Annotated in this window: 13 protein-coding genes; 11 read left to right on the top strand and 2 right to left on the bottom strand. The window is 61.0% G+C overall.

All coding sequences use genetic code 11. From position 1 onward, the window contains the following. The first annotated feature begins 293 nt into the window (after positions 1-293). From AB4P94_RS19530 to AB4P94_RS19580, 11 genes are all read left to right on the top strand, one after another. Complete coding sequence (locus tag AB4P94_RS19530; protein ID WP_395606982.1) at positions 294-1,313, top strand: LacI family DNA-binding transcriptional regulator; 1,020 nt, start codon at positions 294-296, stop codon at positions 1,311-1,313. Continuing rightward, positions 1,297-2,301 carry an ABC transporter substrate-binding protein gene (locus tag AB4P94_RS19535; RefSeq protein WP_395606983.1) on the top strand — a complete coding sequence of 335 codons (1,005 nt, stop codon included), beginning with the start codon at positions 1,297-1,299 and terminating at the stop codon, positions 2,299-2,301. The genes AB4P94_RS19530 and AB4P94_RS19535 overlap by 17 nt, the downstream gene beginning before the upstream one ends. Then, positions 2,302-3,111: an ABC transporter permease gene (locus AB4P94_RS19540; RefSeq protein WP_395606984.1), complete on the top strand. Its 810-nt coding sequence runs from the start codon at positions 2,302-2,304 to the stop codon at positions 3,109-3,111. After that, positions 3,108-3,902, top strand: coding sequence for an ABC transporter permease (locus AB4P94_RS19545; RefSeq protein WP_395606985.1), 795 nt, complete (start codon positions 3,108-3,110; stop codon positions 3,900-3,902). Before AB4P94_RS19540 ends, AB4P94_RS19545 begins: the two co-directional genes overlap by 4 nt. Then, positions 3,899-4,930 (top strand): ABC transporter ATP-binding protein, encoded by a 1,032-nt coding sequence (locus tag AB4P94_RS19550; RefSeq protein ID WP_395606986.1) that lies wholly within the window; start codon positions 3,899-3,901, stop codon positions 4,928-4,930. The genes AB4P94_RS19545 and AB4P94_RS19550 overlap by 4 nt, the downstream gene beginning before the upstream one ends. Before the next feature lie 9 nt (positions 4,931-4,939). Continuing rightward, a complete protein-coding gene (locus AB4P94_RS19555) occupies positions 4,940-5,770 on the top strand; it encodes a phosphodiesterase (RefSeq protein ID WP_395611361.1) in 831 nt (276 codons plus the stop codon). Positions 5,771-6,126: 356 nt separating this feature from the next. After that, the gene (locus AB4P94_RS19560; RefSeq protein ID WP_395606987.1) at positions 6,127-6,732 is read left to right on the top strand and encodes a LysE family translocator; all 606 of its coding nucleotides are present in this window, start codon (positions 6,127-6,129) and stop codon (positions 6,730-6,732) included. 97 nt (positions 6,733-6,829) lie between these two features. After that, positions 6,830-7,327, top strand: a complete 498-nt coding sequence (locus AB4P94_RS19565) for a sigma-70 family RNA polymerase sigma factor (protein WP_395606988.1) — start codon at positions 6,830-6,832, stop codon at positions 7,325-7,327. Further along, entirely contained in the window at positions 7,324-8,277 is a 954-nt protein-coding gene (locus tag AB4P94_RS19570) for a FecR domain-containing protein (RefSeq protein ID WP_395606989.1), read from the top strand. The genes AB4P94_RS19565 and AB4P94_RS19570 overlap by 4 nt, the downstream gene beginning before the upstream one ends. 86 nt (positions 8,278-8,363) lie before the next feature. Then, on the top strand, positions 8,364-10,802 hold the full coding sequence (locus AB4P94_RS19575) for a TonB-dependent siderophore receptor (RefSeq protein WP_395606990.1): 2,439 nt from the start codon (positions 8,364-8,366) through the stop codon (positions 10,800-10,802). Between the two features lie 302 nt (positions 10,803-11,104). After that, positions 11,105-11,881, top strand: a complete 777-nt coding sequence (locus tag AB4P94_RS19580; protein WP_395606991.1) for a hypothetical protein — start codon at positions 11,105-11,107, stop codon at positions 11,879-11,881. A 109-nt stretch (positions 11,882-11,990) separates the two neighbouring features. Here the strand turns inward: AB4P94_RS19580 and AB4P94_RS19585 are convergent, their stop codons facing one another. Continuing rightward, on the bottom strand, positions 11,991-13,052 hold the full coding sequence (locus AB4P94_RS19585; RefSeq protein ID WP_395606992.1) for a HoxN/HupN/NixA family nickel/cobalt transporter: 1,062 nt from the start codon (positions 13,050-13,052) through the stop codon (positions 11,991-11,993). A gap of 181 nt (positions 13,053-13,233) precedes the next feature. Continuing rightward, positions 13,234-14,190 (bottom strand): hypothetical protein, encoded by a 957-nt coding sequence (locus AB4P94_RS19590; protein WP_395606993.1) that lies wholly within the window; start codon positions 14,188-14,190, stop codon positions 13,234-13,236. Positions 14,191-14,295: the final 105 nt, after the last annotated feature.

The raw sequence follows: 14,295 nt of genomic DNA on the forward strand, positions 1-14,295 counted from the left end.
AGCGGGCGGAAAATGCTGCCCTTGGTTTTTTCAGCGTAGCGCCGAAGTATGACCATCTCTAGGTATACGCTGGCCCAATGTGGGAGCGGGCTTGCTCGCGAATGCGGTGTATCAGTCACAGATTTTTCCACTGAACCACCGCATTCGCGAGCAAGCCCGCTCCCACATTTTTATCCGTGTTTAGTCTGAAATGCCGGTGTTGATTGCCATCAAACTGTCATCTCCTCACCGCCGAATTGCCACATTCCCTCGCTACTGTCCTCGCCAATGAGATCGATCTCAAGCGAGACATAATGACTGACCTGAAAGACGTCGCCCGGCTGGCGGGTGTATCCCGCGCCACTGCGGCGCGGACCTTTGCTTCCCCCGACCAGGTGCGCCCAACCACCCGCGAGCAGGTATTTTCCGCCGCCCGTGAGTTGGGCTTTCGCCCCAACTTGCTCGGCCGTCAGTTGCGCCTGCAAACCACCCAGTTGATTGGCGTGGTGGTGCCCAACCTGCTCAACCCGGTGTTCGCCGAACAGTTCCAGGCCATGGAGCGCGCCGCACGTTTACGCGGCTACAGCCTGTTGCTGGCGACCACCGACTACAGCAGCGAGCGTGAATGCATCGTGGTCGAAGAGCTGCTGCGCCAGCGTGTCGATGGCCTGGTGCTGACGGTGACCGACGCCGAAAGCAACAGCGTGCTCAGCAGCCTGAACACCGAGAAAACTCCTTTCGTGCTGGCTTATCACCAACCGGGCAATCCCAATTACAGCGCCGTGTCGGTGGACAACCGCGCAGGCATGGCCCTGGCCACCCGTTACCTGCTGGAGGCCGGGCACTGGCGCATCGGCATGGTCGCCGGGCCCGCGTTGCAGTCTGACCGTGCACGCCTGCGCTACGCCGGTTATTGCGATGCCATGCGCGAATACGGCCTCGAACCGCGCGCGGTGATCGAAATGCCGGCGCACACGCAGGCTGAATTCGCCGCCATCGAACCCTTTCTGCACGGCATTGAGGCGCCCACCGCGCTGGTGTGTTCCAACGACTTCCTGGCCATCAGCCTGATCGCCGAACTGCGCCGCAACGCCTGGAACGTGCCCGAACAACTCTCGGTGATGGGCTTCGATGGCATCGCCCTCGGCACCCAGATGCACCCGACTCTGTGCAGCGTGGTGCAGCCCATTGCGCTGCTCGCCAGCACCGTGATTGACCAACTGCTGGCCCAGATCGCCGGCGACGCCCCGATTTCCCATTGCCTGCCTTGCCACATCCGGCCCGGCGAAAGCACTCAACCCCATGAGGAGACGTTTGATGCGCGCGTTCAGTAAAACCCTGGCAGCCGTGCTGCTGTACGGCGTGGCCAGCCTGGCCCAGGCGGCCGAGACCGCGATTTGCTACAACTGCCCGCCAGACTGGGCCGATTGGGCCACTCAACTCAAAGCCATCGCCACCAGCACCGGCGTGCAAGTGCCGCTGGACAACAAGAACTCCGGCCAGTCCCTCGCCCAGCTCGTGGCGGAGAAAGCCGCGCCGGTGGCCGACGTCGTTTATTACGGCGTGACCTTCGGCTTGCAGGCGCAAAAAGCCGATGTGGTGGGTACCTATAAGCCCAAAGGTTGGGAGCAGATTCCCGCAGGCTTGAAAGACCCGGCCGGCCACTGGTTCGCGATCCACTCCGGGACCTTGGGCATCATGGTCAACGTCGACGCGCTGGGCGGCCTGCCCGTGCCGCAAAGCTGGGCCGACCTCCTCAAGCCTGAATACAAAGGCATGGTCGGCTACCTGGACCCCTCCAGCGCGTTCGTCGGCTACGTGTCGGCGGTGGCGATCAACCGCGCGTTTGGCGGCGACCTCGACAACTTTGCCCCGGCCATCGACTACTTCCAGAAGCTGGCCAAAAACGCGCCCATCGTGCCCAAGCAAACCGCGTACGCGCGGGTGTTGTCCGGTGAATTGCCGATCCTGGTGGACTACGACTTCAACGCCTACCGAGCCCGCTACAAAGACAACGCCAACGTCGCCTTCGTGATCCCGAAAGAAGGCAGCATCAGCGTGCCCTACGTGATGAGCCTGGTGGCCAACGCGCCGCACCGCGCGAACGCCGAGAAGGTCCTCGATTTTGTGCTGTCCGACGAAGGCCAGGCGCTGTGGGCCAAGGCTTACCTGCGCCCGGTGCGCCCGATGAAAATGCCCGCCGAGGTGGCCGCGCAGTTCCTGCCCGACAGCGACTACGCCCGCGCCGGGGTGGTGGACTATGAAAAAATGGCCGCCGTGCAGGAAGCCTTCGCCGCGCGTTACCTGAACGAGGTCAAGTAAGTGGGCAAACACGCAGGCTGGGCCCTGGCCCCGGCGTTCGCCGTGCTGCTCGCGTTCTGGCTGTTGCCGTTGGCGCACTTGATCGTGCTCGGCACCGAGCGCCGCGACAGCAGCGCCAGCGGCTATTGGCAGGTGCTGAGCAGCGCGCAATACCTGGGTAGCTTGGGGCAAACCCTGGTGCTGGCGGTGGTGGTGACGCTGGTCGCGTTATTGATCGGCGGCATCAGCGGCGTGTTCCTTGCGCGTCAGCAATTCTTCGGGCGTTCGGCGCTGGTGGCGTTGCTGACATTCCCGCTGGCGTTCCCCGGCGTGGTGGTGGGCTTTCTGGTGATTCTGCTGGCGGGGCGTCAAGGCCTGTTCGCTTCGCTGGGTCTGCAACTGGCGGGTGAGCGCTGGATCTTTGCCTACTCATTGGCGGGGCTGTTCGTGGGCTATCTGTACTTCTCGATTCCCCGGGTGATCCTCACGGTGATGGCCGCCTGCGAAAGCCTTGACCGCAGCCTTGAAGAGGCGGCCCATTCACTGGGGGCCGGGCATTGGCGCGTGGTGTGTGATGTGATCGTGCCGGGCCTGGCACCGGCCTTGGCGTCGTGCGGGGCGATCTGTTTTGCCACGTCCATGGGCGCTTTCGGCACGGCCTTCACCCTGGGTACGCGGCTCAACGTGACGCCGGTGGCGATCTACAACGTGTTCACCAATTACGCCAACTTTGCCGTCGCGGCGGCGCTGTCAGTGGTGCTTGGCGCCGTGACCTGGGCCGTGCTGCTGCTCACGCGCCGGCTGGTGAAAAACGCGGGGACGGTTCTGTGAAGCGCTCATCGCTGTTCGTGATTCAACTGCTGTTCACCCTGCTGGTGTGCACTTTCATGTTGGTGCCGGTGGTGATGTCGTTGCTCGCCGGGTTGACGCGCAATTTCTTCGTCGGCCTGTCCAGCGGCTTGACCTTCGACTGGCTGATCCAGGTGTGGCAGGCCTATTCGCCGACCGTGTGGCTGTCCCTGCAACTGGCGCTCGCCTGCGCGGTGTGCGTCTGCGTGATCGGCGTGCCGGCGGCTTACGCGTTGGTGCGCATGAACAACCGCTTCAGCCGCGCCTTCGAGGAATTGATGGTGCTGCCGGTGGCCATGCCCGGGCTGGCGAGTGCCTTGGCGTTGCTGCTGACCTACGGCCAATTCGGCACGTTTCGCAGCAGTTGGCTGTTCATCCTCGTCGGCCATGTGCTGTTCACCTTGCCGTTTCTGGTGCGGCCGGTGATGGCGGTGATGCAACGCCAGCAACTGCCGGTGCTGGAAGAGGCGGCGGCCAGCCTCGGTGCCGGACCGTTCAAGCGCTTTTTCAGCGTGGTGGTGCCCAATTGCCGCGCAGGGATTCTGGCGGGCGTGCTGATGGTGGTGACCTTGTCGTTGGGTGAATTCAACCTGACCTGGATGCTGCACACGCCCATGACCAAAACCTTGCCCGTGGGCCTGGCCGACAGTTACGCCTCGGCGCGCCTGGAAATCGCCAGCGCCTACACCCTTATCTTTTTGCTGATGATCGTGCCGCTGCTGATCTCGTTGCAGGCCATCAGCGCCCGTTTGTCCCGTGGAGAGCGTCGATGACTGCTATCACTATCCGCCTTAAAGGCTGTCGCAAGGCGTTCGCCGACGGCACCGTGGCCGTGCATGATTTGAACCTGACTGTTGAGGGCGGTGAAACCCTGGCCATTCTGGGGCCGTCGGGTTGCGGCAAAACCACGACCTTGCGGCTGATCGCCGGCCTGGAACGCCCTGACATGGGCCAGGTGTTTTTCGGTGATCAGGACGTGACGCGCCTGCCCATCGAGCGTCGCGATGTGGGCATGGTGTTCCAGAATTACGCGCTGTTTCCCAACCTGGATGTGGCGGGAAACATTGTCTACGGCCTGAAGATTCGCGGCATTCCCGCGCCCGAGCGCCACAAGCGCTGCGAAGAATTGCTGGAGCTGGTGGGTTTGCAGCACCACGGTAAGCGCAGTATCCACGAACTGTCTGGCGGCCAGCGTCAGCGTGTGGCACTGGCGCGCGCGTTGGCGCCACGGCCCAAGGTGTTGCTGCTGGATGAACCGCTAGCCGCCCTCGATGCGCAATTGCGTGAGCGCCTGCGCAGTGAGTTGGACCAACTGCTGCGCAGCCTGGGCATCACCTCGGTGTTTGTCACGCACGATCAGGGCGAAGCCATGGCGCTGGGCGACCGCATCCTGGTGATGGAGCAGGGGCGCATTGCCCAATTGGCCAGCCCGCGTGAGGTCTATCAGCAACCGGCGAACGCGTTTGTCGCAGGCTTCGTCGGCAACCTCAATGCGTTTACGGTGATTGAGCCGTCAGCCAATGGCCTGAAAGTCTGCGGCGGCGAACTGCCGTGGCACGGGGCCGATGTGCCGGGCACCCTTTACTGCCGCCCCGAACACCTGCGGGTGATGGAGGGCGAAGGGCACCTGCGCGGCCACTTGCTGGCGCAGTTTTTCCAGGGTGCCCAAAGCCGCCTGCTGGTGGATGTCGGCGCCCAGCAACCGCTGCTGGTGGACAGCAGCGACAACCAATTGCACCGCGTCGGCGCGCCGATTGCCCTGGCGGTTGCGCCGCACAGGTTGTTCACCCTCAATACCTGAGAACTTATGTTGAATCGTCCTTTTCTTGTCGCGCAGATCAGCGACCTGCACCTCAAAGCCGGCCAGCGCCTCACTTATGGCGTTGTGGATACCCTCGGCGCGCTGCGCCGCGCCGTCGACCACCTGAACGCCAGCCACCCACGGCCCGACATCGTGGTCATCAGCGGCGACCTGGTGGATTTCGGCCGCGCGGATGAATACGCCGTGCTGCACCCCGAACTCGCGCGCCTGCACATGCCGTGCTACCTGGTGCCGGGCAACCACGACGCGCGCGGGCCGTTGCTGGATGCGTTTGGTGATCATGGGTATCTGCCTGCGTCGGCAGATGGACCGCTGGATTGGGTGGTAGACGAGCATCCGTTGCGGCTGATCGGCCTGGATTCGACCATTCCCGGCAGCCATGGCGGGCAGTTGCTCGACAGCCAGTTGCAGTGGCTTGACGCGCAGTTGGCGCTGCAACCCGACAAGCCGACCTTGTTGATCCTGCACCATCCGCCGTTCATCAGCGGCATCGGCCATATGGACCGCGAACCCTTCATCAACGCCGCAGGCCTTGAGCAAGTCGTCGCGCGCCATCCGCAGGTGGAGCGTCTGTTGTGCGGGCATTTGCACCGGCCCATGCAACGGCGCTTCGGTGCCAGCCTGAGTTGCGTGTGCCCCGGCACGTCCCACCAGATCGTGCTCGACCTGCAAGACAGCGCCCCCGCGCATTTCAAGCTGGAACCGGCGGGGTTTTTGTTGCATCGCTGGGACGGGCAGGGCGTGGTCAGCCATAACGGCGTGTTCGGGGAGTATCCAGGGCCGTATCCGTTTTATGACGCGAATGGGTTGATTGACTGAAGTCCTCAGACAGGCTTCACCCATCGCCGGGTTAGAAAGCCAGGCGGCCCACGTAAGCCATTAACAGCGCCAGCCCGGCAATACCGAGCAGGGTGAAGACCAGCGCAGCCATGTGTGCCAGCAAAACCGTCAGCGGGTGCATGCAGGTGCTTCCTGAGCCATTCGGGAAGCACGATTATGAAAAGCGGCGGGGTGTTGATACAGACGCTGCCGGTTATTTCAGTGATAAGCAAACTGCACGGGCAGGGCCGGCGTAATGGCCGGCGCGGTGCCAGCCGTGGCGACCACAAACGTACAAGATTCGGCGCAACCCCCCTCACTAGACTCGTCAGACTTCTTCCAGTGCAGGTTGCGCCATGGACATTTTCCTCTACGCCTTCAGCGTCATGTACAGCCCCGGTCCCGTGAATTTCATGGGGCTCAACGCCGGGCTCACCGGCAAGTTCCGCCGTTCCACCGGGTTCTTCCTGGGCGTGGGGTGCGCGATGCTGTTGTTGTTCGTGCTGTTTGGCTACACCGGCGAGGCGATCATCTCCCAGGCGGCGCTGCCGTACATTTCCCTCGCGGGCGGGCTTTACACCTTGTACCTCGCCTATCAGGTGTTCACCGCGCGGCCGGTGGTGGAGGCGCCGTCAAGCGCGCCCGCGAAAACCCTTACGTTCTGGAATGGCTTGGTGATCCAGTTGCTCAACCCCAAGGGCATCGTGGCGGTGCTGCCGATTACCAGTGTGATGTTGCCGGCGGCGCATATCACGGGCGCGTCCATCGCCGGGGTTTCAGCCTTGCTCGGGCTCGGCGCCGTCGGCGCGCCGTGGGTGTATGCGTTGCTTGGCGCGGTGCTGGGCCGGCGGATTACCGGGGCGACGGCGTTTGTGGCGTTCAACCGCTGCATGGGGTTGGCGCTGGCCGCGTGTGCGTACTTCATGTTCCATGCGTTCTATCTGCACCTCGCCCAGACATGAACGATCAGCGGTTGTCAGTGAAATTGCCAGCGTCCCTGCGTGCAGATTAGAATGCGATCAATTCTTAATAACTCTTGGCCCAGCGCCGGTGATCTGCATGTCGTCTTCGCTCAATCTGCCGATTCAGGCCCTGTACTGCGAACACCACGGATGGTTGTATCGCTGGCTCGACCGCAAGCTGGGCAATGCCAGCGACGCGGCCGACCTGGCTCATGACACCTTCCTGCGCCTGCTCACCCGCCACAACAGCGCCGGTTTGGGCAATGAACCGCGCGCCTTGCTCACCCACATTGCCAAGGGCCTGATGATCGACAGCTGGCGCCGCCAGGAAGTCGAGCGTGCCTACCTTGACACCATCGCCCATCTGCCCGAGCAGGAAGTGCCGTCGCCGGAAACCCGCTGGTTGATCCTCGAGGCGCTGTATCGCATCGAAGCCATGCTGCGCGACCTGCCGCAGAAAACCCGCCAGGCCTTCCTGATGTCGCAGATCGATGGCCTGACCTACCAGCAGATTGCCGATGAACTTAAGGTGTCGCTGGTCTCGGTCAAACGCTACATGCGCGATGCCTTCCTCGCCTGCCTGAGCGTGGCATGAACCCCTCGATCGACCCGCTGATCCTCGGCGAAGCCGCCGACTGGATGGTGCAGTTGCAATCAGGCAGCGCCACCGACGATGACCGCCGTGCCATCGCCCAGTGGCAAGGGCGCAGTGCGCAACATGCCCAGGCCTGGCTGCGGGCGGAGGCGATCCTCGGCGATTTCAATACGGTGCCGGGCGCGATTGCCGGCGACACGCTCAAGCGCATCGGCCGCAAAAAAGCCCTCGGCCGTCGTCAGGCGCTCGGGCTGTTGCTGTTGGCGGGCCCGGCGACGTGGCTGGCGTATCGCTATACACCCTGGCAGCCGTGGACCGCCGACCAACACACCGCCATCGGCGAACAACGCCCGCTGACCTTGCCCGACGGCACGCGCTTGCTGATCAACACCGCGAGTTCGTTGAACATCGTGTTCACCGAACAGGTGCGGCGTGTGGATTTGCTGCAAGGTGAAGTGATGATCACCACTGCCAAAGACCCTGCGCCGAGCCATCGCCCGTTTGTCGTGCAGACCCGCCATGGCACCGCCCGCGCCCTGGGCACGCACTTCAGCGTGCGGGTCGGCGAGCAGAACAGCCGCGTGGCGGTGATTGAAGGCTCGGTGCAAATGCTGCCGCAACAGGCCGCTCAAGGTGTGATTCTCCAGGCCGGCGAGCAAAGCGCATTTGACCGTGACCGTGTGGCTGCCGTGGAGCCATTGAACACCGGCGCACTGACATGGGAAAACGGCATGCTGCTGGCTCAGCAGATGCGCCTGGCGGATTTGCTCGACGAGCTGGGCCGCTACCGTTCCGGCGTGCTGCGCTGCCACGACAGCGTGGCGGGGCTGAGTGTTTCCGGGGCGTTTCCCCTGCGAGACACCGATGCCAGCCTGCGCCTGTTGCAGGAAACCCTGCCGGTGAAGGTCAGCAGCTTGACCGGCTATTGGGTCACCGTGGAGCCGCGCTGAGTTTTTTCACCTTTCGCTGATACCTTTTTCGTTGTCGCCCGGTGTAGGGGAGAACCCTCAACGTTGCACCGCCGACAGGAACGCCCATGACCGCCAGACCGCACCCACACTGCCCCCGTCCGTTGAAGGCGCTGAGCCTGGCCGTTGCCCTCGCGGCCATCGCGCCGTTGCCCAGTGCCGTGGCGGCCGAGGCGACATCGACCGCTTCGGCGCGCAGCTTCAACATCGCAGCGGGCCCGCTGGGCAATGTGTTGGCGCAATTTGCGGCGTTGTCCGGCGTACCGTTGTCGTTTGACGCCAAACTGCTCAACGATCAGCACAGCCCGGGCCTGCAGGGCAGTTTCACTGCGCAATCGGGCTTTATGCAGTTGCTGCAAGGCAGTGGCTATACCCTGCAAAGTACCGGCGCCAATGGCTACACCGTGGTGCCGGCGGCCAACGGCGCTGCGGTGGAACTGGCAGCCACCACCATCAGCGGCGAAGCCGGCGGTGCGCAGGCGGACACCTATGGTGGCGGCCAGGTGGCGCGGTCGGCGCGCCTCGGCGTGTTGGGTAACCGCTCGATCAGTGACGTGCCGTTCAGCGTAGTCAGCTACACCGCGAAAACCATCGCCGACCAGCAAGCCCGCACCGTGGGCGATGTACTGCTCAACGATGCGTCGGTGCGCCAATCCTCGGGGTTCGGCAACTTCGCGCAGATGTTCATCATCCGCGGTCTGCCACTGAACACCGATGACATTGCCTTCAACGGCCTGTACGGCGTGTTGCCACGGCAGATCATCACCACTGAAGCGTTGGAGCGCGTGGAACTGTTCAAAGGCCCCAACGCCTTCGTGAACGGCGTGTCGCCAGCGGGCAGTGGTATTGGCGGCAGCGTCAACCTGGTGCCCAAGCGCGCTGAAGACCTTCCCACGCGCAGTGTGACGCTGGATTACGCCAGCGACGGCCAGGCCGGCGGCCACCTCGACCTGGGCCAGCGCTTCGGCGAAGACAACCGTTTCGGCGCACGGGTGAACCTGGCTCGGCATGGCGGCGACACCGCCATCGATGACGAAAACAAAAGTTCGCAATTGATCGCCGTCGCCCTGGATTACCGTGGCGATCGCCTGCGCGTGTCCACCGACTTGGGCTACCAGAAAGAACGCATCAACAATGGCCGCTCCGTGGTTTACCCCAACGGCACAAAAGTGCCGAAAGCCCCCTCGGCCAAGGATAATTACGCGCAGGACTGGAGCTGGTCGGAGCTTGAGGACACCTACGGCATGTTCAATGCCGAGTACGACCTCAACGAAAACTGGAGCGCCTACCTGGGCGGTGGCGCCAAACACACACGGGAAAATGGCCAGTATTCGTCGCTGTATGTGGGCAACGACGGCAGCGGGCGTGTGGGCTTTTTGTACTCACCCCATGACGAAGACAACAAAAGCGCCATGGCTGGGTTGAACGGGCATTTCAATACGGGGCCGGTGACCCATCAGGTCAATTTCGGCTTGTCAGGGATCTGGGGCGAGCAGCGCTCGGCGTTCGAGGCGATCCTGCAAGCCAACCGCGTGCCGGGCAATCTGTACAACCCGACCCAGGTGCCGCGCCCGACCGTCACCTATTTCGGCAGCGATATTCACGACCCGCGCATCGTCGGCAAAAACCGCATCAAAAGTGCCGCCGTGTCCGACACGCTGGGCTTTGTTGATGACCGCGTGCTGCTGACCCTCGGCGTGCGGCGCCAGACCCTCGAGGTCGACGCGTGGAACACCACCACCGGCGCGCGCAACGCCAACTATGCCGAGGCCATCACCACACCGGTGTATGGCCTGGTGGTTAAACCGTGGGAGCACGTGTCGTTCTACGCCAACCGTATCGAAGGGTTGGCCCAGGGGCCGACGGCGCCGTTGACCAACGTCACCAACCCCGGCGAAGTGTTTGCGCCCAACCGCAGCAAGCAAACCGAGGCCGGCGTGAAGCTGGACTGGGACCGCTACGGCGCGACGTTGGGTGTGTACCGAATCGAGCAGCCCAACAGTGCGACCAACCGTAACCCCAACGGCACCAACACCTTCAGCGTCGACGGTGAGCAAATCAACAAAGGTGTGGAACTCAACGTGTTCGGCGAACCCCTCGACGGCCTGCGTTTGTTGGCGGGTGCGGCCTGGATGGACACCGAACTGAAAAAGACCTCCAACGGCCTTACCGACGGTAACCGTGCAGCCGGTGTGCCACGCTTCCAGTTCAACGTCGGCGCCGACTGGGACGTTCCGGGCATTCAGGGCGCGGCCCTCAACGCGCGGTTGCTGCGCACCGGTGGCGAATACGTCAACGCGGCCAACACCTTGAACATCCCGGCGTGGACCCGCGTCGACCTGGGCGCCCGTTATGGCTTCAAGGCGGACGATAACTACATCACCCTGCGCGCCAACGTCGAGAACGTGGCCAACAAGGCGTATTGGGCCTCAGCGTCCACCGCCAACAACTACCTGACCCAGGGCGAGCCGCGTACGGTCAAGGTCTCGGCGACGGTGGATTTCTGATCGTGATGCGGCGGGCCAGCCGCAGGGCACTGTCATTTATGACAGTAGACCGAACGGCGGTCCGGGTATTTAGTGTCGAAATATCGGCACCGGAAAATGATTATCGGTGAATGCCACCCATCCTGGGAGTGTTGATCATGTCTAATCCATACCCGTCTCGCTGCAAGAATGCTTGCGGTGTTTGTCATGAATGCTCCGATGCGTGTTGCGGCTGTGGAGAGGGCGCACACGTGCATGTCCATGTTCATGTGCACCGTCACTGTTGTTCGCGTGCAGTGGACAAGCCAGTGGTGGAGAAGCCGGTGGACAAACCGGTGGAGGTGAAGCCTGTGGATCAACCCGTAGCGTTGCCGACCATCAGGTTTGGGCTTACGCACTTCGCAGTTGGCAACGACATATATTCTAATTTCCGCAAGCAAATGCAGGTGTCGTCAAACTATGGGGAGAAGGGGACTTACAATAAAATTCAAGCGGTAGCGTTTTTCGATGCTCTTCCAGATTTAGTGTCTTCAACGTTGACGGCGGCTCAATTAAAAGAAAAATATGATGTGCTTTTTGTGGGGGTTCACGTCAGTAGCCTGACGTCAGCGCATGTGCCAAAGTTAAAAGAGTTTCTAAGTTTGAAAGGTTGTTTGATTCTCGCATTCGAGCATACCCCGAACCAGCAAGCAGATGCTGTTCTAAAACAGTTTGAGCATGGTGCCGCTACACCTGGGTATTTGGGGAACTTGGGGGGCGTTGGGGTGTTTGCAGGGACGGAGTACAACGGATCATCCTCTTCGAAAGAAGGATTAAGCAATTGTTTTGGTGATACGTTGGGTGTGCCGCTCAAAGGGACGGGGGCGATGATCATCACGGAGGATAAACTTTCTGCGGGCAGCAAAGTAATCGCCAGCAGCGGGAATAGCGTGCTGATGTGGCTCATGGGAGGGACCAAAGGCAGAGCGGTCGCTTTTAGTGATATAGATTTACTGGCTTACGACTTCGCGGGTGATGCAATCGACACTGGGCAGAAGAAATTCTTTCACAATATGGTTGCCTATATTTTTGATCAGGTATTGGCAGCGCCTCAGTCATAGCGGGCTTCTGACGCTATTGAAAGTGGCCAGGTAAGCCGTGGCGTGTGGCAAGTCAACTCGCTTGCCACAGAAGCCCGGGCAACTACGCAAAGCCGGGCAGCCACAGACTTCAGAGTGTGTGGTTAACCTCCAGCCGGTCATACCCGCGCAACCGGTACAGCAACACCGATGCTGCCCAGCTGGCGATAAAAATGCCGATGATCAGGTAGCCGAGCATGCCGAAGCTGTCGTTCAAGCTGCCGATAAAACCCCAGAAGTCGCCCTTGAGTTCCAGCTGGTCCGAGATCAGCCCCAGCGCCTCGATACTGCCGATGACCACTGCCACCACCACAGACACCAGGGTGATGCTCATGTTGTAGTAGATCTTGCGGATCGGTTTCATGTACGCCCAGCCATAGGCGCCAAGCATCAGGTGCCCGTCGAGGGTGTCCACCAGCGACATGCCGGCGCTGAACAGCAGCGGGAACACCATGATCGACCACGGTGACAAGCCCTGCGCCGCCTGTGTGGCGGAGATGCCCAGGAGAGCGATTTCAGTGGCGGTATCAAAGCCCAGGCCAAACAGAAAACCCAGCGGGTAGAGGTGCCAGCTGCGGCTGATCAGACGAAACAGCGGGCGGAAGATACGCGCCATGAAGCCACGGTCGGCCAGCAGCAGGTCGAAATCATCCTCCTTATAAACGCCGCCCTGACGCACATGGCGCCAGGCCTGGTAGATCGAACGCAGGATCACCAGGTTCATCAGCGCGATCACCAGCAAAAACAGCGCGGACACTGACGTGCCGATCACGCCGCCGATGGTCTTGAAGCCTTCAAAATGCGCCTTCATGGTGGCGGCGGCAAACGCCACGCCGATCGACGCCAGCACTACCACCGAGGAATGCCCCAGCGAAAAAAAGAACCCCACGGCCACCGGGCGTTTCTTCTCTTGCATCAGCTTGCGGGTGGCGTTGTCGATAGCGGCGATATGGTCGGCGTCTACTGCATGGCGCAGGCCGAAGCTGTAGGCGAGCAGGGCGGTACCCAGCAAGATCGGGTGATCATGAAACGCCACCAGCGCCCACAACCAGGCGCCGAGGTTGATGGCGATCAACACCCCGTAAATACCGAACAGTTTGGCGCGCACTTCGCGGTTGGAATCGCTGAAAACCTGGGCAAGGCGGTGGATCATCAGGTAAACCCTTTATTGAATTTCCGATACGTCCAGGAAAGTTAATGGATTCCATCGGCGTCGATGATGAAATCTGCGGGTTTAACCAGAGGAAAGAGCGTGAGCATGACGCAACCGTTGGCCCAATCGATGGCGTGCCAGGGGCGAGGGCTTGGGCGAGGCCTCCCGCTCACATTAATACTTATTTGGAAGGCTTCAAGACTTGGTCAAACAGGTAGGCGATCAGGTTATGCAAAAACTTTTCTTCCTTGGTATTGACGCTGATGCCGGAAGAATTCAGTTTTATCAGTTCGTAATCACTGATCACTAATACCCGCTCGTCCATATCTCCCAGTAGCCAAAGGAGTATGGTCTTGTCAGTGCTGGCCAACACTCTACTGTTGGCAGGTAATTGTTTGGGCGTGAGCGCCAGTGTTGCAGCGCCATTAAGTTCCACGTCTGCGGCATCACCAAAGTAGTCGCTGGTTTTTTCCGTGCTTGATGACTGTCCACTATAGGCGGTGAGTAGTACAGACGATGGGGTAATGGCGCCGGTATGTCCAAACGCATTCAGGAAATCGACCATGCCGGGCGTGACTTTATGGTCGCAGGTTAAAATCAGGCCACCCCCTAAGGCGACATAGCCTTTCAAGAGCTTCGCTTGAACTGCCGTAGACGCTGTTCCATCAAGACCGAAGGAAATAACGCTGTATTTTTTCTTTAGCTGGGCAGGTGTCTGGGAGGGCTTGACAATATCTTTTGTGGCATCTGAAAACACCACAGATTTGATCTTGTTATATTTTCCGTTGGGCCCATAATTTTTAGACGACTTTATTTGAGTTATGAACTCGGCAGTACCGGGATCACCCAACGTGGTGCCCGAATAGCCAACCTTCATGGCCGGAAGCCCCAACGCTGCGTCAGCACCCAGAGGCTTTATAGGGGCCGATCGAGAGGCATGAGCCATCCGGGAGGCTGGAGTGATTGAACTGACGGCCTCATCCGGCGCAGGCGAACAGCATTTATTATGCAGATGAATATGAATGTGTACATGTAGCGGTTCGCTGGGGTTGCAACAGCCGTCGTGATGCTCTTGACAGTCCTCTGACATCAAAGCCGCAGGCTCTTCGTTCGCGGGTTTATCAGTGGGCTCCGACATGATTGACACTCCTGTTAGTAACGGCGGATCAGTGTTCACCGATGCACAGTATTCAGATTCATCCGCAAGCCACTAAACATCGGATCCCGCGCCCGGTCTACTGTC

Source organism: Pseudomonas sp. B22129 (assembly GCF_044218875.1).
GTDB lineage: Bacteria > Pseudomonadota > Gammaproteobacteria > Pseudomonadales > Pseudomonadaceae > Aquipseudomonas.

Coding starts and splice junctions, on each gene's coding strand:
- AB4P94_RS19585 (WP_395606992.1), bottom strand. CDS start 13,052: ATGATCCACCGCCTTGCCCAGGTTTTCAGCGATTCCAACCGCGAAGTG.
- AB4P94_RS19565 (WP_395606988.1), top strand. CDS start 6,830: ATGTCGTCTTCGCTCAATCTGCCGATTCAGGCCCTGTACTGCGAACAC.
- AB4P94_RS19570 (WP_395606989.1), top strand. CDS start 7,324: ATGAACCCCTCGATCGACCCGCTGATCCTCGGCGAAGCCGCCGACTGG.
- AB4P94_RS19530 (WP_395606982.1), top strand. CDS start 294: ATGACTGACCTGAAAGACGTCGCCCGGCTGGCGGGTGTATCCCGCGCC.
- AB4P94_RS19590 (WP_395606993.1), bottom strand. CDS start 14,190: ATGTCGGAGCCCACTGATAAACCCGCGAACGAAGAGCCTGCGGCTTTG.
- AB4P94_RS19575 (WP_395606990.1), top strand. CDS start 8,364: ATGACCGCCAGACCGCACCCACACTGCCCCCGTCCGTTGAAGGCGCTG.
- AB4P94_RS19550 (WP_395606986.1), top strand. CDS start 3,899: ATGACTGCTATCACTATCCGCCTTAAAGGCTGTCGCAAGGCGTTCGCC.
- AB4P94_RS19560 (WP_395606987.1), top strand. CDS start 6,127: ATGGACATTTTCCTCTACGCCTTCAGCGTCATGTACAGCCCCGGTCCC.
- AB4P94_RS19535 (WP_395606983.1), top strand. CDS start 1,297: ATGCGCGCGTTCAGTAAAACCCTGGCAGCCGTGCTGCTGTACGGCGTG.